The following is a 22,498-nucleotide window of genomic DNA, read 5'->3' on the forward strand; positions in this document are numbered from 1 at the left end:
CCGAGTTATTTTTTTATGAAAAAAAGGAAGTTGGGCAGATTAATCTACTAACTTCCTTTTTTCATATTTATTGTCTAAAAATCAATAAATCTGATTCCTTTAATCCAATCATTGGATCCACTCCATAATTATCAACTAAAACTTTAGTTAATATTTTAGGTTGATTATCTACTTCTTTTGCTATTTCTTCTACATTACTCTCTATATCAGAAGAAAGCGAATTAACTTTTTGTGGATTTTCTACGACTTCGTATTCTTTTGCATCTTCAGCCACTGAAGATGACTCAATATCAGTATCACGCTCAATACCAAATTGCTCTAATAAATAAGTCTTCCGATTACTTCCGATTTTATGAACAGCTTGATTATAAGCATTATATTCGCCTAATAAAATTAAACTTTTTTTCGCCCGAGTTATGCCTGTATATAGCAAGTTTCTCTCAAGCATACGTGAATAACTAGAAACCATTGGTACAACGACAGTTGAGAACTCGCTCCCTTGTGACTTATGGATGCTCATAGCATAGGCTAAGGTTATCTTGTACCACTCGCTACGAGGATAGATGACCTCAGACCCGTCAAAGTCCATGACAATCTCGTCCTGCTTACTCTCAGTGTATTTTGCAGCCACTAAATCAGTTATAAATCCTAAATCTCCATTAAAAACATTCAAACTTGTTTCGTTGACCAAATGAAGAACCTTGTCTCCCCTTCGATAGGAAATTTCTTGAAAGTTAAACTCTAATCCGTCTCGCAATGGATTAAAGATATCTTGCACTAACTTATTAACATTATTTATCCCTGCAACTCCCTTATACATGGGAATTAAGACCTGAAGTTCAAAAGGATTATTTCCTTTTTTCTTCCATGAAGTAGCAATTTGTTCAATTATATTTGGAACCTGTCCAGGACCAACCTCAAAATAACTTCTATCTGGTTGACGGCTTGTAAAGTCTGCTGGAAGTTCACCATCTTTGATTGAATGCGCAAGGTCGGTTATGGTTGAATTTTCACCTTGTCTAAAAATTTTATCCAATGTAATTGACGGAATGGCCTCAACTTTTAATAAGTCAGCCAATATTTGTCCAGGACCTACTGAGGGTAGTTGATCAGCATCACCAACGATTATGACCTTCATACTTGGTGGGATTGATTCAAAAAGTCTATGTGCAAGCCAAGTATCAACCATTGAAAACTCATCAACAATCAGCAAACTTCCTGATAGTTCATCCGTTAAATCAGTAGAGATATCATCATCCGTCCCAATTCCCAAATGTCTATGTAAGGTTGCACTAGGAAGTCCAGTCAATTCATTCATCCTTCTTGCTGCACGCCCAGTTGGTGCAGCTAAAAGAATTGGAAAAACATCATCATGATAGCTTGTTGGATCAAGATTAATATCATTAAGCCTTGCATAGGATTGAATAATTCCATTTAAGACAGTTGTTTTACCAGTACCAGGTCCACCAGTCAGGATAAACAATTGATTATTTAGAGCCTCTTCAATGGCTTTTTTTTGTAGATTGTCATACTCGATAGCAAAATCTTCTTCTGCTTCCTTAATTACAGAAGCAACTTCATCTTTACTAAAAGAATCAGATTTTCTTAACATCAATTTCTGGATATTTCTAACAATACCAGACTCAGCAAAAAACAGGGAATTATCAAATATTTTTGTCCCCTCTTGCTGAATCTTACCTTCATCTATTAAGTCCCCAATGGCAAGCGCAACATCATCATAAGGAATCTCTACGTTTCGCGATTTTTCCAAAAGATCAACTGTATACTCTAAAAGCTCTTTAGCCTCAATATATGTGTCTCCAGTTGCAAGTGACATAGTTGGAACTAGATGCATGATGGCAGCGCGGTATCGTTCTTTTGATGTGGGCTCAATTCCTTGATCAGCTGCAATCTTATCCGCCGTTTTAAAACCAATTCCTTTTATATCTTCAACAAGCTGATAAGGATTTTCAGCAATTATATCAAGTGTATCCTGCTTGTATAAGTCATAGATTTGAAAGTTTATCTTACTAGGCATGCCATATTCACTCAGCTTTGAAAGAATCTTCTCCATACCGTGATTTTGAGATAAGAGCTTCAAAAATCCACTCTTTTTAGCTGGAGATAGGATACTGTTTAACTTACCATGATCCTCTAAAATGGCATCAATTGTATTATCTGGATAGGCATCAACAATTTTTTCAGCCGTCTTCTTACCAATTCCTGGAAAATGGTCACTTGAAAGATACTTAATAAGACCACTACCACTTGATGGCACAGCCTTCTCATAAGTATCAACCTTCAACTGCTCCCCATACTTGGGATGATTAGTCATTTGACCGAAGAAAGTATAAGCCTCCCCTTCAATCACATCACCAATTATTCCATTGACCACAATCTCCGTCCCCAAATAATCAGAATTGGTATCAGTAATATCAATCAAAAGCACCTTATAAAAATTTGATGGGTTCTCAAAAAATACTGCTTCAATATTTCCTGTGAAAAAAGTTTTTTCGTCCATGACTTCCTCACCTACTTACTATGTACAAAATTTTTCATCATACTTACTACTCTAATATACGATTTTATTCCACTCTATCAATTCAATATTATCAGGATTTTTAACATCGACTATAGTCAAGCTTGAATTTGATAAAATACCATCTTTTCTCAACTGATCATTTGGTGTTCCGATAAGGCTTTGAATGCTTGAAGTTAAGGTAGCACCATGACTAACGATAAGTATATTATCATTTGGAGAAATTGTTGGATCAGTGGCTAAATCATCAACTACTTCTTTAACTCTTGTTATAACTTGAGATACATTTTCAGCACCAAATATACTACCATCGAATTCTGCTGGATTATTACGAAAGGCGTAAATTTGCTCAGGGAATTGCTCTGTAACCTTTTCGATTTCTCTTCCTTCAAGATTCCCTAATTTCCATTCATATAATCTTTTATCAGTTTCTATTATTAATGGATTCTTATTTTTTTCAATTATCCCTTTAGCAGTATCTTGTGCCCTCTTTGAAGGACTAACTATAACTTTTTTAAACTCAGTATCTGCTAAATAATCACCTAAAATCGCTGTTTGTTCATAACTCTCTTCTAATAGAGGAGAGTCACCTGTCATTCCTTGAAAGCGACGTTCCAAATTCCAAACGGTTTTCCCATGTCTGACAAAATATAGCTTCATTTCAATTTGTCCTTTTCATAGGTATGACTAAGTTCAAGTCCAGAAAAATTCTGTTGACGTAAACATTCATAGATAAGAATAGCAGCGGTATTTGAAAGATTTAAACTTCTAACATGCTCATCATTCATAGGAATACGAAGTGCTTTTTCTTGATTATGGCGCATAAATTCCTCTGGAAGACCAGTATCTTCTCTTCCAAAAAGGAAATAATGATTATCTTCTTCTTTTGATAAATCTTCATCTGAATATGTCTTATCAGCAAATTTTGTAATCAAATGAAGCTTTCCATCCACTGAAGAAATAAAATCTTCTAAATTTTTATGATATCTAATATCAACTTTATCCCAATAATCAAGTCCTGCACGCTTCAAGTGCTTATCCGTAATTTCAAAACCAAATGGTTCTATTAAATGAAGAACAGTATTGGTTGCTGCACATGTTCTCGCAATATTTCCAGTATTAAAATGAATTCTAGGTTCAAATAAGGCTATATGGTTCATTAATAAATATACTCCAAACTAAAGTTATTTAATAAACAACAAAAAATAACTATAAATTAATATAACTACTATTATAATCTTTTAAAAACAAAAAAACTAGGATGCTCGGAGTGAATCTCAGCAAGCATCCTAGTTACGGTTTAATTTGCTTTAATCATAACAGGAAAGATTGAAACAAATTAATTTCAAAAGTTATAATAACATAGGTACAGTTTCATGTAAAGTGATTAGAACCGTGTTTTACTGCTAAAACTGTTTTATTTGTGCTTTTTAATAACTATTACAGATTTATTTTAAAAGTTATTTAATGAAAATTCAATGAAAGTCCTTGTAAACGGTTTTAAGAAAACCTTTGCATAACTCAGACTTTAGATGTATAATTAGCTCGTAGGTAGATTTTTTGTTTTTTTATGCCGATTTATACCTTTAAATTAAGGATTCATGCACTTAATAAACTTATTTTTGTCGGTATAACTTACAATTGGTCTATACAAATATTTTTTAGGAGGAAACTCAATTGAGTATCGGAATTATTATTGCCAGTCATGGTCAATTCGCCGATGGTATCAAGCAATCAGGTTCTATGATTTTCGGAGAGCAAGAAAAAGTACAATCAGTTACTTTTATGCCAAACGAAGGTCCTGATGACTTGTACGCACACTTGACTGAAGCGGTAGACTCATTTGATGCTGACGATGAAGTACTTTTCTTGGTTGACTTATGGGGAGGATCTCCATTTAACCAAGCAAACCGTATCTTTGAAGAAAATCAAGATCGTATGACTATCATCGCTGGATTAAATCTACCAATGCTTATTCAAGCATACACTGAGCGCTTCAACCCAGAAGCTCGTGTTCATGATGTTGCTGCTAATATTATTAAAGAAGCAACTGGTGGTGTACGTGTTCGTCCAGAGGAATTACAACCTGCTGACACAACTGCTGAAGTAGTTGAAGCACCAAAGGCAAGTGGTCCAATTCCAGAAGGAACTGTACTTGGAGATGGAGAAATTAAGATCCCATTGGCTCGTATTGATTCACGACTATTACATGGTCAAGTAGCAACAGGTTGGACACCAGCTGTTAAACCTGATCGTATTATCGTTGTATCTGATAAAGTAGCTAAAGATGAGTTACGTAAAAAACTTATCGAACAAGCAGCTCCTGCAGGAGTTAAAGCTCATATCGTTCCAATTGATAAAATGATTCAAGTAGCTAAAGACCCACGTTTTGGTAACACAAAAGCACTTCTTCTTTTTGAAACACCCGAAGACGCACTTCGTGCAATTGAAGGTGGAGTTCCAATCAAAGAACTAAATGTTGGTTCAATGGCTCACTCTACAGGTAAAACAATGGTCAACAATGTTTTATCTATGGATAAAGAAGACGTTGAAACTTATGAAAAACTTAGAGATTTAGGCATTAAATTTGATGTCCGTAAAGTCCCTAACGATTCTAAGTCTGATTTATTTGCTTTAATTAAAAAAGCAGACGTTAAATAATTTAAAGGAGAATATAAATGGAATATGGAGTTTTAAGCGTAATCCTAATTCTTATCTTCGCTTTCTTAGCGGGTATGGAAGGGATTCTTGACTCATTTGAACTTCACCAACCAGTTATTGCTTGTTCGTTAATCGGTATTGCAACTGGTCATATTGCACCATGTGTAATTTTAGGTGGTTCACTACAAATCTTAGCTGCTGGTTGGGCAAATATCGGAGCTGCAGTTGCACCCGATGCTGCTCTTGCTTCTGTTGCCTCAGCAATTATACTAGTTCAGTCACACGATTGGACTAAATCTGATACTGTAACAAATGGAGAAATGCAAACAGTTATTGGTACTGCAATTCTTCTTGCTACTGCAGGTCTTGTACTTACTACTTTAGTTCGTCTACTTTCTGTAGGTATTGTTCACCGTGCAGACGCTGCTGCTGAACAAGGTAATTATCGTGGAGTAGAAATGTGGCATATCGTTGCGTTAATGATGCAAGGTCTTCGTATCGCAATCCCTGCAGGATTATTGCTTCTTATCCCAGCTTCTGCTGTACAAAAAGGATTACTTCTTTTACCAGACTGGTTCACAGGTGGTATGGCAGTAGGTGGAGGAATGGTTGTTGCCGTTGGTTATGCAATGGTTATTAACTTGATGGCAAGCCGCGAAGTTTGGCCATTCTTCTTCCTTGGTTTTGCACTTGCGCCAATTAAAGAATTAACTCTAATAGCTATGGGTATCATCGGTGTTGCTATGGCATTCATCTATCTTGCTCTTCAAAATTCAGGTGGCGGAAATGGAGCTGGTGGTTCTTCAACTACTGATCCAATTGGCGACATCTTAAATGACTATTAGAAGGGAGAAAAATAATGGCTGAAAAAATTTCAATTGATAAAAAGACACGTAATAGTGTATTACTTCGTTCATTCTTCCTACAAGGTTCTTGGAACTACGAACGTATGCAAAATGCCGGTTGGGCATTTGCAATGATCCCAGCACTTAAAAAACTTTATCCTGGTAAAGAAGAAGCTTCTGCTGCACTTAAACGTCATCTAGAATTCTTCAATACACACCCATATGTAGCATCTCCAATTCTTGGTGTAACTCTTGCTCTTGAAGAAGAACGTGCAAATGGTGCACCAATCGATGATGTTGCAATTCAAGGTGTTAAAGTTGGTATGATGGGACCACTTGCTGGTATCGGGGATCCAGTATTCTGGTTTACAGTTCGTCCAATTCTTGGAGCTGTCGCGGCTGGTCTTGCTACTAGCGGATCACTTCTTGCACCATTAGTATTCTTCTTCGGATGGAATATTATTCGTATTGCTTTCCAATACTACACTCAAGAACTTGGTTACAAACAAGGTAGCAAAATTACAGAAGACCTTTCAGGAGGACTTCTTCAACAAATTACTAAAGGTGCTTCAATCTTAGGTATGTTCGTACTTGGTGTGCTTATCCAACGTTGGGTATCAATTAGTTTCACACCGGTTGTTTCAAAATACAATCTTCAAGACGGTGCTTACATTGACTGGAAGAACCTACCAGCTGGAGCTGAAGGTATTCAAAAAGCCCTTCAAGACCAAGCCGGTGGTCTTGCACTAAGCCAAGAAAAAGTTGTAACTTTACAACAAAACTTGGATCAATTAGTACCAGGGCTTGCTGCTCTACTACTTACATTCCTATGTATGTGGTTACTTAAGAAGAAAGTTTCTCCAATCGCAATTATCTTTGCATTATTTGCTGTTGGTATTGCTGGACGTTTCTTCGGAATCATGTAATATATTGAGACAGGCTTTCTAGCTTGTCTTTTTTTGTATTGTACACTTCTTTCTCTGAATATATAGAGAAATGATTGTTATTTTTTGCTATAATAGAAGGTAAGAAAAATTAGAAACAGGTATATTATGGCTCAATCATTAAATACACGTGCTGAATTTGTAGGCCCAGGAATTGCTTATATTGGCTTTGCTAAATATGGAAAAATAATGCTTGGAGATGTTGCATTTGAATTCTTCTCAGATCGTTCTGTAGAAGACAATGTAATAATTCCTCTAGATAAAATAAAAAGAGTTGAGGGTTCAGTATACGGTAAAAAAATTGGACGTAGATTTAATATTATTCTTCAAAATAATTCTAAGTTGTGCTTTGGTTCAAAAGATTCTGGGAAAATTTTGAAAATATTACGTGAAAAACTTGGTAATGAAAATGTAGTTAAAGCTCCAACTTTTTTAGGTACACTTACAAGAGCATTTAAAAGAAATAAATAAAAAGAATTTGACTTTTATGCTACTTTTGATAAAATTTACTTAATAAGAAAAATTTGGAAGCTAATATTACTAGCGATTTTAAGAGAGTTTGCGGATGGTGAAAGCAAATAATTTAAGGTAATATATCTACTTCTTAAAATGTTTTGCAAAACAAAACCGTATCTTCTACGTTACAGAAATTGAGTTCTTCGTGCTTATCGAGTTAAGTGTGAAGTAAATTAGGTGGAACCGCGTTAACACGCCCTATGTAGTTATATACATTAGGTGAGTTAGCGCTTTTTATATGAAATTAATAAGGAGAAAATATGTTAGACATTAAAAAAATTCGTCAAGATTTTGACACTGTAGCCGCTAAATTAGAAACACGTGGTGTTAAAGAAGAAACTCTAAAAGATCTTCATGAATTAGATATTACAAGACGAGATCTAATTGTAAAAACTGAAGAATTAAAGAAACAAAGAAATACTGAATCAGAAGCTATTGCTCAAGCAAAACGTAACAAGGAAGATGCAAGTGAGCAAATAGCAAATATGCAAAAAGTTTCAGCTCAAATTAAAGAAATGGATGCTGAACTTTCTGATGTTGAAGAAAAAATAAATGAAATTATTGTTATGCTTCCAAACCTTCCACATGATGATGTTCCAATCGGTGCAGATGAAGATGACAATGTTGAAGTTCGTCGTGTTGGTGAAGTGCCTAAATTTGACTTTGAACCAAAAGCTCACTGGGATCTTGGTGAAGATCTTGGAATCTTAGATTGGGAACGCGGTGCTAAAGTTACTGGTAGTCGTTTCTTATTCTACAAAGGTCTAGGTGCAAGATTAGAACGTGCTATCTATAGCTTCATGTTAGATGAGCATGGTAAAGAAGGCTATACAGAAATCATTCCACCATACATGGTTAACCATGACTCAATGTTTGGTACTGGACAATATCCAAAATTTAAGGAAGATACATTTGAACTTGCTGACAGCGACTATGTTTTAATTCCAACTGCTGAAGTTCCTCTTACAAACTACTACCGCGGTGAAATTCTTGATGGAGCAGATCTTCCAATCTACTTCACAGCCTTAAGCCCATCTTTCCGTAGTGAAGCGGGTTCTGCCGGACGCGATACACGTGGACTTATTCGTTTACACCAATTTAACAAAGTAGAAATGGTTAAATTCTCTAAACCGGAAGATTCTTATGAAGAATTAGAAAAAATGACTACTAATGCTGAAAATATTCTACAAAAATTAGGACTTGCATATCGAGTAGTTGCTCTTTCAACAGGAGACATGGGATTCTCTGCTGCTAAAACTTATGATTTAGAAGTATGGATTCCAGCACAAAATACTTACCGTGAAATTTCAAGTTGTTCAAACACTGAAGATTTCCAAGCTCGTCGTGCTCAAATTCGTTACCGTGACGAAGATGGAAAAGTTAAATTACTTCATACATTAAATGGATCTGGGCTTGCAGTTGGTCGTACAGTTGCAGCAATCCTTGAAAACTATCAAAATGAAGATGGATCAGTTACAATTCCAGAAGTACTTCGTCCTTATATGGGTGGTGTTGAAGTTATTACTGCTGAAGAAAAATAATTAATTAATATTAGTTTCAAAAAAACCATGTGGAATTCTCTACATGGTTTTCTTTGTTTATTCATACTGTTCAAAAGCGGTCTTAAATTCTTCCCTAAGAGATTCTTTAAATGACTGAGGAGAAAGTACTTTGACCCAAGATCCTTGCGATAAAAACCACATGCGTGCGGCAGATTCAAATACCACTACTTCATACTTTGTCCAATTATTTTCATCACAATTTTCTTCAACTATTTTTGAACCTGGAAAACGATCCAAGATAGTCGCTGGGTTTATTTCTGATAAGAATGTTACAGTCATAGGCTTACCATGATAGAGAAGAAAAGAATGCTTTCTCATAGCACTTTCCTCAAAGTTCTCTGCATGAGGCACCACAATTTTTCGAGAGACTTTTTTTATATCAACAAATCGATCTAATCTCACAACCAAATGCCCCTGAGTTTGGTCAACATATAAAATTACATAAAAATAAAAAACCGAAAAATATATAGCAACTGGGAGTCCTTCGTACTCTACAAAGCCATTCTTGTCAGGATTAACAAAAGTCATACCACCCTTCGTGGTTACAATATATGACTTAACAACATTACTTGTTGCCGGCTTATGAACAAATTTTATAACCTGTTTGTCATCAATATAACCCATAAATTCCTTAATTCGCTCCAATATATGTTTATCGTTAGTTACAGGAGCATAAAAAGTATTGTCATTTCTTATTGATTCATTGGCAATTTTTGCTTTTTCCTTGGGTAATTGTTTAAGAAGCTTATCAATAATGATATCCATCTCATCACGACGTAAACTTCTACTTTCAAGAGCTACTTTTGCTAAAAAAATAACCTCTTCTAAGGCAAATGCTTCTGAATGATTAAAACAATATTCACCCTTAGATCTATTGAAATTAAGAACTATGCTACTATGATTATCTTCTAGAACTCTCTTTATGTCTGCTATATCCCTATCAACTACACTCTTACTATTTGCCTCTAATAGGGATTTTCGATTAAGGGGCTCACCCATAAAAAGCTTAGTAAGCATATCTGCAATTCTTCTACTACTATTTGCATCACCCTTCATTTTGATATAGCCTTTCACAATTTAATTAATATTATAATACATGTTCTAAGGCAATTTTACAATAATATGGATCAATAATTCACATAAAATTTACTTTAGTAAAGCAAATCAAAAATCATTTTTGGAAAAAATATTTTTAATTTCTCATAAGAAAATGTAAATTTTCATAATAATAATTAATATCTGAACAAATATGCTAAGAAAATAAATTAAGTGTATAAATGATATATCAACTGTTAGAAACAAATTAAAAATTTTATGCCAAAAGATACAAATAAATGTGAAAAAAATTATGAATTATTTTATAACCCCACAATGTGATACTAGACTATGATAATCTATCTATAAGTAAGTATTGACACATTACTTATGAAAAGAATGAATTTATTTTAGGGGAGAAAAGAATGAAAAACGCTAAGCATTACAAATCAACAAATCGCACGTGGAAGTCTAAAAAACAATGGGTTTACGGAACTGGTCTTGCTGTAATAATTTTAAGCAATACTTTACCTACAGCAACTGCAATTGCTGAAACATTAAATGAAAATAGAACTGAACAAACTAATGCACCAAAAGTAGAAACTACTTCCTCATATATTGAAGAACCTAAAGAAAATACTTTATCTGAAACTACTCAATCAGAAAATGAAACTTACAAATCTACTACATCTTTAGAAAATAATTCTTCTATTGAAGAAAAAGTTTCAACATCAGAAAATGCTAATGCAAGTGTTTCTGAAACTTCAAGTACAAATTCCGAAGTTGATAAGTCAGTAAAGGATAACGATGAAATTTCTACTTCTACAAGCGAAGATATTTCCACTAGTGAAAAAGAAAAAATTGAAGAAAGTTCTACCACTTCTTCAACTGAAAATTCTCAAAACAATAAATCTGTCGTAGAGCCAACAACAGAAAGTACTAGTACTGACGAAAATAGTGATGATATTGACTACATATATGAAGTAAAAAGAGAAAAACTTCCAAATGGTGGTGAAAGAGTAACCTATAGTGATAATTCTGTTGATGAATATGATAAGAATGGAAAAAAAATTAAATCAATATATAGTGATGGGACTATTATTGAATCGTTTTATGATGATAAAGGAAACTACTCAGGAGGAAAGAATTTCTATAATGATGGTAGTACTTATGAAACAAATAAGGATGGAAAAACAACTAAATCTACCGATAAAGATGGAAATGTAACTGAATATTCTTACGATAAAGACGGAAACGATAACGGCAGAAAAGAAACTTCAAATAATGGATATATAAAAGAATACAATAAAGATAATGAAATAATTAGGCAAGTAACTCCTGATGGTAAAGTCTTTGAATATGCTGAAAAGACATTGCCTGATGGGACAAAAATAAAAAGTGATCCTTGGCAAATTATCGAAACTCGACCTGATGGTTCAAAAACGGAATCAAATCTTTCTTGGGGTGATTCATACAAGGAATATGATAAAGATGGAAATTTAATAAAGAGGATTGATAACTTAGGAAAAACTTGGGAATATAAAGATGAAAAAACATCTGATGGCACAACTATACATAATGGTCTTTGGCAAATTGTTGAAGTAAAGCCTGATGGAACAAAAATATATAAAAATGATGGTGAAGCAACACTTGAAATATTACCAAACGGTAGGCAAATTGAAAATATTCCACAATTTAATCTCAGCAAAATAATTAGTTACATTGATCAAAAGAAAACTTTAAAAACTCATAGTATTATTATCAATTCAGATGGTTCGCAAACGGAAATTGATACTCGTAGTGAGGATGTATACATCGTGGAGAGCTATGATCAAGATGGAAATTTATTTAGTCGAGTATGGTCAATTGCGAATGGATGGGCTACTAGAGGTAATTCTGATAGCGTTAATGAATCATTTAATGAATTCGAGAAAAAATATAATGTAAAAGAAGATGGTCAAAAAATTGACTTTGATTTAAAGAAAGCAAATGATAATGATAAACTTGATATATATAATTATTACGTCCCTGTAGATCCTAATAAAAAACCAGAAGTTATACCTGATGAAACAAAAAAACCAGGTGAAGAAGATAATGGATTTAGAAAGAAACCAATAAAATCTGAGGTACTCCCTAACGGAACAATTAAAAATACTTATGAGGATGGTTTCATTATTGAAAAAACGATAGATAAAAAAGAAATATCGTATAATCCTGATGGAAAAATTTCTGAAATTATTTATAAAGATAAAGACTATCCAGTTATTCATCAAGTTAATGTGAAATACGCCGACGGAACTGAAAAAAACTTTGATCAATATATGCTACGTGGAAATTATAAAAGAGATATATATGAAGATGGTAAATTTAAAGAATCAATGTATACATTTGGAGGAGGTTGGGGCACAGCAGATCCTCTATTCTTTGAAAAAATTGCAAGTAAATATAATGCTTTATATGTTGATATGCAATTTAAATATAATGTGACTTTCGATCCAAATGCAGACTTAAGACTAGTAACATATCTTAAATCTTATGAGAACAATCCAGATAATAAGCCTACGGATCCTTCCACTAAACCAGAAGAATCTAAGCCTCAAGAGTCTTCTAAACCTCAAGAATCTTCTAAGCCTCAAGAATCTTCTAAGCCTCAAGAGTCTTCTAAGCCTACTGACCCTAACAGTAGTGATCAAAGTAAAGGGGATGAAGATACTAAACCAACTGATGCTAACAGTGGAAACTCTGGCGACCAAGGTAAAACTGATGAAGCTACTAAGCCTACTACTCCTAAGTCAGAAACTGATACTCCTAAAAAAGATGGATCAAAAGTTAACAATACTAAAGTCGATACAAATTCTAAAGCAACAACAAAATCTGATAATGTTAAGGAGCTACCAAAAACTGGTGAAAATTCATTCATTACAAGTGTATTAGTTGCTTTTGGGCTTACAAGCATTGCTGGTGCAGTATTCTTAAATCGTAAGAAAAATAAATAATATGTAAATAAAAAAGTTTTAAAAAAAGAAAAGATAAGTCGTTTTAAATATAAAAAGAAAAGATATACTTTCAATCGTATGGCCTATGGTTCATGGGTTGAAAGTTTTTTGTAAAAAGGAGAAGAAATGTCAAATAAAGAATATAAGTACTCTGATCCCAAAGATCTTGAAAGCTATGCTGTATGGACTTTACCAGAAAATGTTGAACAGATTTTAGAAGAAAAAGATTTTAATACACTGACTAAAGAATTTGCTGATGTTTATAAAACTGCCGATGTTCCTGCAGAAGAAATCGAAAAAGATAAAAGACACGATTTTGTAATTGTTGGCATGAATCCAGGTGACACTATTGATACACATGATAAAAATGTAAAGTATTTGAACTTTCACGGTATCAAAAACAGTGGGACTTATAGACTTGCAGCTGCAATTTATAACACCGAATTATGGGGAGCATACATGACAGACTTAAGCAGAAAAATTTCAAGTAAAGGAAGTGAAATCGAAATAACTGATGAAGATGTAGACGACTTCCTTGGAAGAATTGAAATTGCAAACATCGACTCTGATGCCACCATAATTGCACTTGGAATTTCAACATACGAAGCATTTGAGAACTATAAAGAGTCTAAAAAAGAAAATGGAGTGCGCCATTCCCAAATTGGAAAGCGTCATATATATTATTTACCTCATTACAGTATGTCTAATGGTCATTGGAATACCGAAAAAGTTCATGATAGAGTTCTTGAAATTTTAGAAAATCATAAAAAATAGTTATTATTTAGAAAGTTACCATGTTCATTAGAAGCATTTCTCGTGAAAGTTTTGTTAAAAAGGATGAAGCTAGTAAGTTCCAAATGAAATATCTTTCTAAACCAGAAGTTCAACTTTATTGGAGTCAGAAAACAGGCTATATGCCCACTGTTGAAGAGGTACTTAATTCAGACAAATATCAAGGCTCTAAGCAATCAAAGGTACCTGCTGTAATCAATGAGACTACTAAGAATTTAATAGTCACAAAAGATACAAAAAATTTCGATGCTGCATATGCCCAGGTAAATGCAAGTATGGCAGAAATTTTATCTAGTCCAGCAAGCGACCGAGAAAATTTAATTAAAAAGGCAACAATTGAAATTGACGATACTTGGAGACAATAAAACAAAAACTAACTGTTAAATTAAGCAGTTAGTTTTTTGAATTTGGACATCACTTTTCTTTATTTTATTTTTTTGTGCTAAAATGGGTAGAAAAAGATTTAGAAAGGTACAACAAATGAAAAATATAAGTTTCAAAAAGAAATTAATTATTGTGTGTGTAATAATCGTTGTTGCCTGTCTTTTCTATTATCTTTATAAGAATTATTATCAAGATATACTAATGATATTTGATTCAAGCATTGACAGGAAAGTAGTTATAGAGGAGCTTCGCTCACATGGACCACTTTCAGCAGTTGTCCTTCTCCTTCTAATATGTACACCATTTGTTCCATACTCAGTACTAGTGGTATTTACCGCCTTATCCTACGGAGCATTTCTTACTAGTATATTTGCAATTTTTGGGGCTGTAATTAGAAGTCTTTTCTTCATATATATTTTTGATAAGGTGAATCATTTAGTTCCAAATGCCAAATCATTTAAAATTATTCAGGTTTTAAAAAATAGTAAGCACCCAGTAATTGAGCTAAGTCTTGCTTATATGATGCCCATAATTCCAAAATTTGCCATAAATTACACCATTACACTTTTAGATTTACCACTAAAAGAAGTAATAATTATCTTAATTATAGGTTCAGCTCCAAAGAGTATATTATTAGCATATGACGGTGACGCCTTGCTTCATGGAGATATTAAAAATATAATTATCATCTTCTGTGTGGCAATAATGCTACTTGTTTTACTCTATCTTTTTAAATTCAAAAATATGTTAAGACAAAAAGAAAAATGAAAGTCATCTGGCTTTCATTTTTTATTTATAATAACCTCTGTTCCCTTATCAACTTGCGATTCAATCATTATTTGAAAGTCTAATTTATCTAAGATTGTTTTTGAAAGATAAAGTCCTAGTCCCGTTGATTTTTTCTCAAGGCGACCATTGTAGCCTGTAAAGCCATGTTCAAAAAGTCTTGGAATATCTTCTGATAAGATACCAATCCCAGTGTCTTCAATAGTTAAAGACTTATCTTCTAAAATAAATCTTACACTTCCACTATTTGTATACTTAACAGCATTATTGATAATTTGTTCAAGAGCAACTGAAAACCATCTCTTGTCAGTCACAAGGATCCAATTCCCCGTAATTTCAACGGTTAAATCCTTGGCGATAAACTGACTAGCGTACTTTTTAACTAGGCTAGTCACCACATCTTTTGCATCGAATTTGTCAAAACGATAATCTGTAGAAATATTGTTTAATCGAAGATATTCAAGCAGAATATTTAAGTAATTATCAACTTGAAATACTTGATTCTTAAGTACAGTATTATCTACATCATTAGTTTGAACCATGAGATCGATTGAAGCAAGCGGAACTTTCATCTGATGACTCCAAATTCTTACAATATCAGTTAAATTTTTATCAAAAAGAACTACATCTTCTAATCTATTGGTAACATTTTTCAACTCATCTTCTAGAAGTTTTAATTTTCTTTTTTCCTTAGACCATTTTCGATAATCAAAAAAGAGGAAGAATAGGACAAACAGTCCCCCGAGCATTGTAGCATTTATCAGTGGTTCAAGTTTCAAATGCCAAAGTGAAAAAGTTAAGAGGTAAATAACGAATACAAGAGCTAAGGTCCAAACTAGGAAAAATTTTTCTTTTAAATATTGTTTCATTTTAATACATACCCAACTCCACGCACTGTGTGGATATGTTCAAAGCCGATTTCTGCTAATTTTTTTCTAAGCCTTGCAATATTAACTTGCAAAGCATTTGCATCAAAGAAATCGTCGCCCTCCCAAAGCTTAGCAAGAAGTGCTTCTTTGGTCAGTACTGTTCCGGCCTGTTCAAATAAGGCTCGAATTATACGGTTTTCAGTAGCAGTTAAATGGACATTTCCGTTTGATCCTGTCACTTGACCATCAAATGAAAGGGAAAAATCACCAAACTGCAAGGAAGAATTTGAAAAATCAGATGTTCTTCTTAATAGAGCATTGATTTTTGCCTTAAGTATTTCAAGAGAGAATGGTTTTGAAATGAAATCATCTGCTCCCATATTCATCGCCATAATGGCATTCATCTCATCAGTTGCACTTGATATAAAAATGATTGGTACTTTACTTGTTTTACGTACTTCTGTAGTCCAATAAAAACCATTGAAATAGGGCAAGGTTATATCCATTAAAACTAAATCTGGCTCAAACTCTGAAATTTCTTGACTTACACTTCTAAAATTTTGCACACTAGCAACTGAAAATTCTTGGCTAAGTGCTGTTTTTAAGCTATTAACGATTGATTCATCGTCTTCAACAATAAAAATTTTTTTCATATTATTTACCTACTAATCTAGTATGGCTAAGTCGCTCATACCACAGTCTTTTTGTTTTATTAAAGATTGCTAAAAGAAAATCGAGTCCTTTTATCAAGATTAATGCTGCACAAATCATTAGTCCAATGTAAATTCCTGATAGTTCACTTTCTGGTGCAGTACCTGTTAAATCAAGTAATCTTCCTGCAATTATAAAAGGAATAAAATTAATAGATATTAAAACCATCCTTAGAGTAATCAAAAGTCTATTTTCTGGTTCTATATATATTTTAACCAAAAATTGTCCAAGCGTCCTTTTGAAGATAATAGACGGAATTAGAAATACAATCAGTGGTCCTATATAAAATTGACTTACAAATGGTGTAATTATCGAAAGTAATATAAGATCAACTACAATTCCAGTTAATCTTCTTGTAAATGATACTTGAGATGACCTTACCTGAACTTTATCTAAGTCTGGTAAAAAATTCTTAAGTATTTGTCCCAAACCATAACCGAATAAGGCGCCTGCTGTATTTATCATAAGATCATCGACATCGAAAAGTCGATATGGTCTTGGATATAGACCAAAGAGAGCTGAACGTTGGATGAGCTCAAATGATAGGGTCAGAAGGAAGCTATATATCAGTGTTGTGCTAAATTTTTTCTTAAAAAGATATGACATGTAAACACCGAAAGGCAACGTCAAAAGGAAATTGAAAAATGGTTGGATAAAGGTCCAATGTTTAAGTGCTGGAACCCATGTTGATTTGTCTGATAGCACAAAGGGACTATATTCTTTGAAATATCTTACAAATTCAAAAGGTTTGAGGTTTTGAACAGGTCCTGTCATATGCTCTACTTCTTCTCGACTGGGTAGAGGGAAGATAGTCATGGCATAAGCACAAATTATATATAAAACGAAGGAAAATGTAACCAAAAGTCGCCATGTACTCACACCTCCACGCTTGCGATACTGAATGATAAAGTATGGCAGAATCATAAGAAAGGCGGCTGCAAAAAATATTAGAACACCCATCTGGATTGGTTGTAAATATATTCTCATTTTTTCTCCTACTTATAATAAATAATTAAAACAAATTTGAGCAAATCACTACCAGTATTTATGTAAGTATGTTCTTGGTTGGCATCAAAAGAAATTGCATCATCGGCTGCTAAATCATATTCCTTATCATCGATAACCATTTTCAAATTACCTTCCAAGACCATTATATATTCTTCTGATTTTAAAGAATGCCCTACCGATTTATGTTCCTGACCAGCTTTGATTTCCATTTGGAAGAGCTCAAAAGTTCTTTGGTTTGTATCACCATAATATAAATAAAGTGAAGCATTATCATCCAAATTTTGAAGAGATACTTGATCCTTCTTTATTATTGTTACTGTTTCAGCTTCTTCTTCCTCAAATAATGCAGTGTAAGGAATATCAAGGCCACTACAAATCTTCCAAATAGTATTTATCGTAGGGTTTGTTTCACCATTCTCAATTTGAGAAAGCATTCCTTTACTTATTCCCGAAAGTTCAGAAAGTCTAGCCATAGACATCTTCTTTTCTTTTCTAATTCTTTTCAGATTTTCTCCAATTACTTTATTAATATCCAAAACTTTTCCCCTAAACCATTGACATTTTTTTAATTTCAAATATAATAAACGATAAGTTTAATATATTGAACAAAAATACATATATACTTAATTATAATTTTTTAATGTTCAATTATCAAATAAATTTATACAAGGTAAACGATGTATTGGAAATGGAGTTATTTCATAGAAATGAATAATAATTTAGATTATAAAACAGGTATTAAAGATACACTTCCAACAGTATTTGGCTTCATTGGTATTGCCATGGCATTTGGTGTAATCGGCAAGTCTGCAGGTCTTTCAACAGCACTAGTTGGCCTAATGTCACTCTTAGTCTATGCTGGTTCAGCTCAATTTATTACAGTTAGTATGCTTGCTGCTACAAGTCCAATCCTTCCCATCATCTTGTCAACATTTCTTGTAAATTCAAGAATGATTTTAATGAGTATGACTCTGGCACCATATTTCAAAGACGAGTCTCTTGGAAAAAACATTCTACTTGGAAGTCTCTTAACTGATGAGAGCTTTGGATTGGCTGTAAACAAGCTTAATTTTACAAATGATAAATTATCATTTTCTTGGCTAAATGCTTCTAATACTGTAGCCTACTTAACCTGGGTTATTTCGAGCATTTTAGGAGCGATTCTTGGAAACTTTATTAGTGATCCTAAAAAATTTGGCTTAGATTTTGCATTAGTTGCTATGTTCATAGGACTTTTATACTTACAAGTCTTATATGACAAAGGATTAAATAAAACTTTACAGTTGATTGTTATTGCAATCACTTTAGCTTTGACCTATCTCGGACTTATATTCCTACCAATAAATTTATTAATAATTGTAGTAACACTAATAACATGTGGAATCGGGGTACTTGTCAAAAATGCTTTCTTTTAATTACGTAATACTTACAATAATCGGCTGTGCAGCAGTTACATGGCTTTCTCGAGTTCTCCCCTTTATTCTTTTGAAAAAGTTTAATTTACCAAAAACAGTCAATGAATTTTTATCATTTGTACCGATTGTCATTATGTCAGCACTTTGGTTCAGTCATCTTTTCATTTCAAATACTGGACACCTTCCAGATATAAATTATGAGTATCTTATTGCGTCAGCACCCACAGTACTAAGCGCTGCCATTACTAAAAATCTTCTAGTAATTGTTTTAGTTGGTATGCTTTCTCTTGCACTACTACGATTTATATAAAAAGAGTTCTTATTCGTCTTCAGAATAAGAACTCTTTTTATATTAACTTGTTTTTGAAGTCATCAACGCTCAACAATATTATAATAAACTCTAGAAGTAACTTTGTAGACTAAGAAATAGATTATTACAACAGATAAAATCGTAATCATGCTTACAATTATCACAACTTTAATTTCTTCTACACCAAATAATACAATTAACATATTTATCATTTTGAATACAAATGTGAAGTGCGATGAAACTTACAAGCTATGCTTGTTCTAGTTTCATGGACATCGGAGCTGGGTAAATTTAAGTTACTAAGATATTGATTCCCTATCGCTCAACAATATTATAATAAACTCTTGAGGTAACTTTGTAGACTAAGAAATAGATTATTACAACAGATAAAATCGTAATCATGCTTACAATTATCACAACTTTAATTTCTTCTACACCAAATAATACAATTAACATATTTATCATTTTAAATGCAAAAGCGAAGTGAACTACTGCTAATAGTAATGGTAAAAAGAATACTGTGATAATCTGACTTTTAATAGTTTGTGCTACTTCCTTCTTAGATAAGCCAACTTCTTGTAATATTTTATAAGTTCTCTTATCCTCTATTCCTTCAGAAACTTGTTTATAATAAATTATCAATGCTGCTCCTAGAATAAATGTCATTCCCAAAATAAAACCGATAAATAGTGCACCTGACATTTCTTCTTTCATTTGATCACTATATTCTTTTTTATTCCTAAAAGAAACACCAAAAGATTTCATTTGATATTTTTCACGAATTTTATCTTTTTCTAATAAATCTAATTTTTCAAAATCAGGATCATCAAGCTTCAATTCTTTTGCAATTTTTTCACTTCGCTCATTCATGTTAGAAGTAACTTCTTGAGAAAACTCATCATATTGATCTTGATTTTCTAAATCGAGACTTACTAAAATTCTCTTTTGCCCTCCATTAACAGTAGATTCTCCATTAATTTTTTTTGAAACTTTTTCAAGTTGTTTTTGATTTGAGAATATTAATAACACTGAATCTCCCTTACCAACAGGTAAAGTATCCATTTTTTCAATTCTATCTTTTACAGTGTAATTCTCTCCGTATAAGTTTATATCTTCAAGAGAGCATTCTTCATCTACCAATATTTCATTATCACTTATTTCTGGAATATTAGTGAAGCCATTATTAATAAGATCTTCTCGGGATAACATAGTAACATAAATCATTGGGTCTGAATAAGAAAGTTCTTGATTTTCTTTCAATGTTATATGTTTATCTTTTAATTTTCCATTTTCTAATATGTATAATTCAGAGAAAATATTCATATCATGCTTTGAAACAGATGTGTTTTCAACAATATTTTTTACTTCTTGAGAAGGGTTTTCACCCATATAATCAAAATATAATATTGTATTTTGAGGGAATTCTTTATTAACAACACCTTCAGTACCAAAATATAAACCTGTTGTTGTTGCAAGTGTTACAAAACTCATGGAAAGTAAGATTGTAATATTAGCAAGTCCTACTGCATTTTGTTTCATCCTATAAAGCATTGAAGAAATTTTTATAAAGTTTTTTGGCTTATAATAATAGTTTTTATTAGCTTTTTCTCTCTTTAATACAAAAATTGTAAAGCTTAAGAAAAACATATAGGTTCCAAATATTACTAATAAAACAGCAATAAAAAATTTATAAAGTAAATCTGCCCTCACCTCATTCATTGTTACAGCAATATAATAACCTGCAAGTAAACTTATTGTACCTAAAAGGGCTAAAATAAAACTACCTTTAGGCTCATGTTCCCCTTTACTCTGATCATGCATCAGACTAATTGAAGAATTTTTTAAAACTGTGACACTTAATATTACTAAAAGTAAAAGATAGATAGCAACAAATAGAAAAGAAATTATCAGAATAGCTGGAATTGATATCGTTAAACTAAAATGACTATCACCTAATAAATTTGAATAAAGTAAAAATGCAAATTTAGAAAAAATAACTCCGACAATTGTACCTACTGAAATTGTAATAAATAATAGTATCAATAGTTCATTAAAGGCAACTTGAGTTATTTGCGTTTTCCCCAAACCCAAAACTTGGTAAAGACCGAATTCTGTTGATCTTTGTTTTAAAAGAAAGCGATAACTATATACTAAAATTATTACTGTAAATATCGCTATAACGATTAAACCAAATCCTGTTAATGCTTTGGTAGTTCTCACACCTTTTTCCATTTTATCAATGCTTGGGCTAAGCATTATTGTTGCAAGAATTATATTTATAACAAACATGACGACACTTGATAAGATGAATGGTGCAAATGAAGAAAACGATTTTCTCAGATTTCTCCAAGCAAGTTTTGCATAAAACATCTATACACCTCCTAAAAGTCCTGACAGAGTTAAGTTTATTTCCTTATTAAACTCAGTAGATGTTTTATTTGCTCGGTATAGTTGGTGAAATATTTGCCCATCTTTAATAAATAGGATTCTTTTAGCATGACTTGCAACAAGACTTGAATGGGTAACCATAAGGATTGTCTGGCCATCCTCACTTATGTCTTCAAATAAGTCTAGAAGATCTTCTGAATTTTTGAAATCAAGAGCTGCTGTTGGTTCATCAGCAAGTACAAGTTTAGGACTTGTTATCAAAGCACGTGCAATTGCCACTCTTTGCTTTTGTCCTCCCGATAATTCAAAAGGTTGCTTATTAAGTAAATCCTCAATATTTAACTTAGGTGCTAGAAGCGAAAGTCTTTTTTCCATTTCTTCGACTTTTGAACGATTTAATACTAATGGTAAGAAGATGTTATCACGAACCGATAAGGTATCAAGTAAGTTAAAATCTTGAAAGACAAATCCTAGATGTTGACGTCTATATTCCGCAAGATTTTGTTCCTTAATTTTAGTAATATCCTCATCATTTAAGTATACTTGTCCATTGCTTGGTTTTTCAAGTGTAGCAAGAATATTCAGCAAAGTAGTTTTCCCAGAACCCGATTCCCCCATAATTGCAATGTATTCACCTTCTTTAACGACAAAGTTTATGTCACGAAGAGCCATTGTTTCTTCTTTTGAAAAACGGGTTTTAAATATTTTTTGCAAATGATTAACTTCTAGTAACATAA

22 protein-coding genes are annotated in these 22,498 nt (G+C 32.7%); 11 read left to right on the forward strand and 11 right to left on the reverse strand.

The window, feature by feature from the left end; genetic code table 11:
• Positions 1-67 precede the first annotated feature (67 nt).
• From recD2 to BG261_RS02515, 3 genes are read right to left on the reverse strand one after another with little or no spacing between them, the layout of a single operon-like run.
• Positions 68-2,521 carry an SF1B family DNA helicase RecD2 gene (recD2, locus tag BG261_RS02505; RefSeq protein ID WP_070791599.1) on the reverse strand — a complete coding sequence of 818 codons (2,454 nt, stop codon included), beginning with the start codon at positions 2,519-2,521 and terminating at the stop codon, positions 68-70.
• A 51-nt stretch (positions 2,522-2,572) separates the two neighbouring features.
• Complete coding sequence (locus tag BG261_RS02510; protein WP_070791600.1) at positions 2,573-3,199, reverse strand: histidine phosphatase family protein; 627 nt, start codon at positions 3,197-3,199, stop codon at positions 2,573-2,575.
• On the reverse strand, positions 3,196-3,699 hold the full coding sequence (locus BG261_RS02515; RefSeq protein ID WP_070791601.1) for a tRNA (cytidine(34)-2'-O)-methyltransferase: 504 nt from the start codon (positions 3,697-3,699) through the stop codon (positions 3,196-3,198). Before BG261_RS02515 ends, BG261_RS02510 begins: the two co-directional genes overlap by 4 nt.
• A gap of 517 nt (positions 3,700-4,216) precedes the next feature.
• On the opposite strand from BG261_RS02515, the gene BG261_RS02520 reads away from it, so the two are divergent.
• From BG261_RS02520 to serS, 5 genes are all read left to right on the forward strand, one after another.
• Complete coding sequence (locus BG261_RS02520) at positions 4,217-5,200, forward strand: mannose/fructose/sorbose PTS transporter subunit IIA (protein WP_070791602.1); 984 nt, start codon at positions 4,217-4,219, stop codon at positions 5,198-5,200.
• A gap of 17 nt (positions 5,201-5,217) precedes the next feature.
• Positions 5,218-6,045, forward strand: coding sequence for a mannose/fructose/sorbose family PTS transporter subunit IIC (locus BG261_RS02525; RefSeq protein WP_070787711.1), 828 nt, complete (start codon positions 5,218-5,220; stop codon positions 6,043-6,045).
• 14 nt (positions 6,046-6,059) lie between these two features.
• Positions 6,060-6,971, forward strand: a complete 912-nt coding sequence (locus BG261_RS02530; RefSeq protein ID WP_070791603.1) for a PTS system mannose/fructose/sorbose family transporter subunit IID — start codon at positions 6,060-6,062, stop codon at positions 6,969-6,971.
• A gap of 126 nt (positions 6,972-7,097) precedes the next feature.
• The gene (locus BG261_RS02535) at positions 7,098-7,460 is read left to right on the forward strand and encodes a DUF956 family protein (protein WP_070787709.1); all 363 of its coding nucleotides are present in this window, start codon (positions 7,098-7,100) and stop codon (positions 7,458-7,460) included.
• A gap of 305 nt (positions 7,461-7,765) precedes the next feature.
• Positions 7,766-9,046: a serine--tRNA ligase gene (serS, locus tag BG261_RS02540; protein WP_070791604.1), complete on the forward strand. Its 1,281-nt coding sequence runs from the start codon at positions 7,766-7,768 to the stop codon at positions 9,044-9,046.
• A 57-nt stretch (positions 9,047-9,103) separates the two neighbouring features.
• On the opposite strand, the gene BG261_RS02545 is transcribed toward serS, so the two are convergent.
• Entirely contained in the window at positions 9,104-10,123 is a 1,020-nt protein-coding gene (locus tag BG261_RS02545) for a helix-turn-helix transcriptional regulator (protein ID WP_070791605.1), read from the reverse strand.
• Between the two features lie 404 nt (positions 10,124-10,527).
• On the opposite strand from BG261_RS02545, the gene BG261_RS02550 reads away from it, so the two are divergent.
• The 4 genes from BG261_RS02550 (at position 10,528) to BG261_RS02565 (ending at position 15,042) form a co-directional block, all read left to right on the forward strand.
• The gene (locus BG261_RS02550) at positions 10,528-13,098 is read left to right on the forward strand and encodes an LPXTG cell wall anchor domain-containing protein (RefSeq protein WP_070791606.1); all 2,571 of its coding nucleotides are present in this window, start codon (positions 10,528-10,530) and stop codon (positions 13,096-13,098) included.
• A gap of 126 nt (positions 13,099-13,224) precedes the next feature.
• Complete coding sequence (locus BG261_RS02555) at positions 13,225-13,872, forward strand: hypothetical protein (RefSeq protein ID WP_070791607.1); 648 nt, start codon at positions 13,225-13,227, stop codon at positions 13,870-13,872.
• Between the two features lie 20 nt (positions 13,873-13,892).
• Complete coding sequence (locus BG261_RS02560; RefSeq protein ID WP_070791608.1) at positions 13,893-14,255, forward strand: hypothetical protein; 363 nt, start codon at positions 13,893-13,895, stop codon at positions 14,253-14,255.
• Between the two features lie 115 nt (positions 14,256-14,370).
• Complete coding sequence (locus BG261_RS02565; protein ID WP_158007171.1) at positions 14,371-15,042, forward strand: TVP38/TMEM64 family protein; 672 nt, start codon at positions 14,371-14,373, stop codon at positions 15,040-15,042.
• A 14-nt stretch (positions 15,043-15,056) separates the two neighbouring features.
• Here BG261_RS02565 and BG261_RS02570 read toward each other — a convergent pair whose 3' ends face one another.
• Genes BG261_RS02570 through BG261_RS02585 form a run of 4 tightly spaced genes read right to left on the reverse strand, consistent with a single transcriptional unit; the run spans position 15,057 to position 18,184 of the window.
• Positions 15,057-15,929 (reverse strand): sensor histidine kinase, encoded by an 873-nt coding sequence (locus tag BG261_RS02570; protein WP_070791610.1) that lies wholly within the window; start codon positions 15,927-15,929, stop codon positions 15,057-15,059.
• Positions 15,926-16,582, reverse strand: a complete 657-nt coding sequence (locus BG261_RS02575; RefSeq protein ID WP_070791611.1) for a response regulator transcription factor — start codon at positions 16,580-16,582, stop codon at positions 15,926-15,928. The genes BG261_RS02570 and BG261_RS02575 overlap by 4 nt, the downstream gene beginning before the upstream one ends.
• 1 nt (position 16,583) lies before the next feature.
• Positions 16,584-17,627, reverse strand: coding sequence for a VanZ family protein (locus BG261_RS02580; RefSeq protein ID WP_070791612.1), 1,044 nt, complete (start codon positions 17,625-17,627; stop codon positions 16,584-16,586).
• A gap of 8 nt (positions 17,628-17,635) precedes the next feature.
• Complete coding sequence (locus tag BG261_RS02585) at positions 17,636-18,184, reverse strand: helix-turn-helix domain-containing protein (RefSeq protein WP_070791613.1); 549 nt, start codon at positions 18,182-18,184, stop codon at positions 17,636-17,638.
• A gap of 171 nt (positions 18,185-18,355) precedes the next feature.
• On the opposite strand from BG261_RS02585, the gene BG261_RS02590 reads away from it, so the two are divergent.
• Together BG261_RS02590 and BG261_RS02595 are read left to right on the forward strand one after the other, a co-directional pair.
• Positions 18,356-19,063: an AzlC family ABC transporter permease gene (locus BG261_RS02590; RefSeq protein WP_070791614.1), complete on the forward strand. Its 708-nt coding sequence runs from the start codon at positions 18,356-18,358 to the stop codon at positions 19,061-19,063.
• A complete protein-coding gene (locus BG261_RS02595) occupies positions 19,050-19,373 on the forward strand; it encodes an AzlD domain-containing protein (protein WP_070791615.1) in 324 nt (107 codons plus the stop codon). The genes BG261_RS02590 and BG261_RS02595 overlap by 14 nt, the downstream gene beginning before the upstream one ends.
• Before the next feature lie 62 nt (positions 19,374-19,435).
• Here the strand turns inward: BG261_RS02595 and BG261_RS11420 are convergent, their stop codons facing one another.
• The 3 genes from BG261_RS11420 to BG261_RS02605 all read right to left on the reverse strand — a co-directional run bounded on the left by BG261_RS11420 (position 19,436) and on the right by BG261_RS02605 (position 22,496).
• A complete protein-coding gene (locus tag BG261_RS11420) occupies positions 19,436-19,576 on the reverse strand; it encodes a hypothetical protein (protein ID WP_158007172.1) in 141 nt (46 codons plus the stop codon).
• Between the two features lie 112 nt (positions 19,577-19,688).
• Positions 19,689-21,743: an ABC transporter permease gene (locus BG261_RS02600; protein ID WP_070791616.1), complete on the reverse strand. Its 2,055-nt coding sequence runs from the start codon at positions 21,741-21,743 to the stop codon at positions 19,689-19,691.
• Positions 21,744-22,496: an ABC transporter ATP-binding protein gene (locus tag BG261_RS02605; RefSeq protein WP_070791617.1), complete on the reverse strand. Its 753-nt coding sequence runs from the start codon at positions 22,494-22,496 to the stop codon at positions 21,744-21,746.
• Positions 22,497-22,498 lie beyond the last annotated feature (2 nt).

Source organism: Floricoccus tropicus (genome assembly GCF_001832905.1).
Classification (GTDB): domain Bacteria; phylum Bacillota; class Bacilli; order Lactobacillales; family Streptococcaceae; genus Floricoccus; species Floricoccus tropicus.

Bases quoted from the DNA above. Each gene is read 5' to 3' on its own strand.
- recD2 (WP_070791599.1), bottom strand. From the start codon at position 2,521: ATGGACGAAAAAACTTTTTTCACAGGAAATATTGAAGCAGTATTTTTT.
- BG261_RS02510 (WP_070791600.1), bottom strand. From the start codon at position 3,199: ATGAAGCTATATTTTGTCAGACATGGGAAAACCGTTTGGAATTTGGAA.
- BG261_RS02515 (WP_070791601.1), bottom strand. From the start codon at position 3,699: ATGAACCATATAGCCTTATTTGAACCTAGAATTCATTTTAATACTGGA.
- BG261_RS02525 (WP_070787711.1), top strand. From the start codon at position 5,218: ATGGAATATGGAGTTTTAAGCGTAATCCTAATTCTTATCTTCGCTTTC.
- BG261_RS02530 (WP_070791603.1), top strand. From the start codon at position 6,060: ATGGCTGAAAAAATTTCAATTGATAAAAAGACACGTAATAGTGTATTA.
- BG261_RS02535 (WP_070787709.1), top strand. From the start codon at position 7,098: ATGGCTCAATCATTAAATACACGTGCTGAATTTGTAGGCCCAGGAATT.
- serS (WP_070791604.1), top strand. From the start codon at position 7,766: ATGTTAGACATTAAAAAAATTCGTCAAGATTTTGACACTGTAGCCGCT.
- BG261_RS02545 (WP_070791605.1), bottom strand. From the start codon at position 10,123: ATGAAGGGTGATGCAAATAGTAGTAGAAGAATTGCAGATATGCTTACT.
- BG261_RS02550 (WP_070791606.1), top strand. From the start codon at position 10,528: ATGAAAAACGCTAAGCATTACAAATCAACAAATCGCACGTGGAAGTCT.
- BG261_RS02555 (WP_070791607.1), top strand. From the start codon at position 13,225: ATGTCAAATAAAGAATATAAGTACTCTGATCCCAAAGATCTTGAAAGC.
- BG261_RS02560 (WP_070791608.1), top strand. From the start codon at position 13,893: ATGTTCATTAGAAGCATTTCTCGTGAAAGTTTTGTTAAAAAGGATGAA.
- BG261_RS02565 (WP_158007171.1), top strand. From the start codon at position 14,371: ATGAAAAATATAAGTTTCAAAAAGAAATTAATTATTGTGTGTGTAATA.
- BG261_RS02570 (WP_070791610.1), bottom strand. From the start codon at position 15,929: ATGAAACAATATTTAAAAGAAAAATTTTTCCTAGTTTGGACCTTAGCT.
- BG261_RS02575 (WP_070791611.1), bottom strand. From the start codon at position 16,582: ATGAAAAAAATTTTTATTGTTGAAGACGATGAATCAATCGTTAATAGC.
- BG261_RS02580 (WP_070791612.1), bottom strand. From the start codon at position 17,627: ATGAGAATATATTTACAACCAATCCAGATGGGTGTTCTAATATTTTTT.
- BG261_RS02590 (WP_070791614.1), top strand. From the start codon at position 18,356: ATGAATAATAATTTAGATTATAAAACAGGTATTAAAGATACACTTCCA.
- BG261_RS02595 (WP_070791615.1), top strand. From the start codon at position 19,050: ATGCTTTCTTTTAATTACGTAATACTTACAATAATCGGCTGTGCAGCA.
- BG261_RS11420 (WP_158007172.1), bottom strand. From the start codon at position 19,576: ATGTTAATTGTATTATTTGGTGTAGAAGAAATTAAAGTTGTGATAATT.
- BG261_RS02600 (WP_070791616.1), bottom strand. From the start codon at position 21,743: ATGTTTTATGCAAAACTTGCTTGGAGAAATCTGAGAAAATCGTTTTCT.
- BG261_RS02605 (WP_070791617.1), bottom strand. From the start codon at position 22,496: ATGTTACTAGAAGTTAATCATTTGCAAAAAATATTTAAAACCCGTTTT.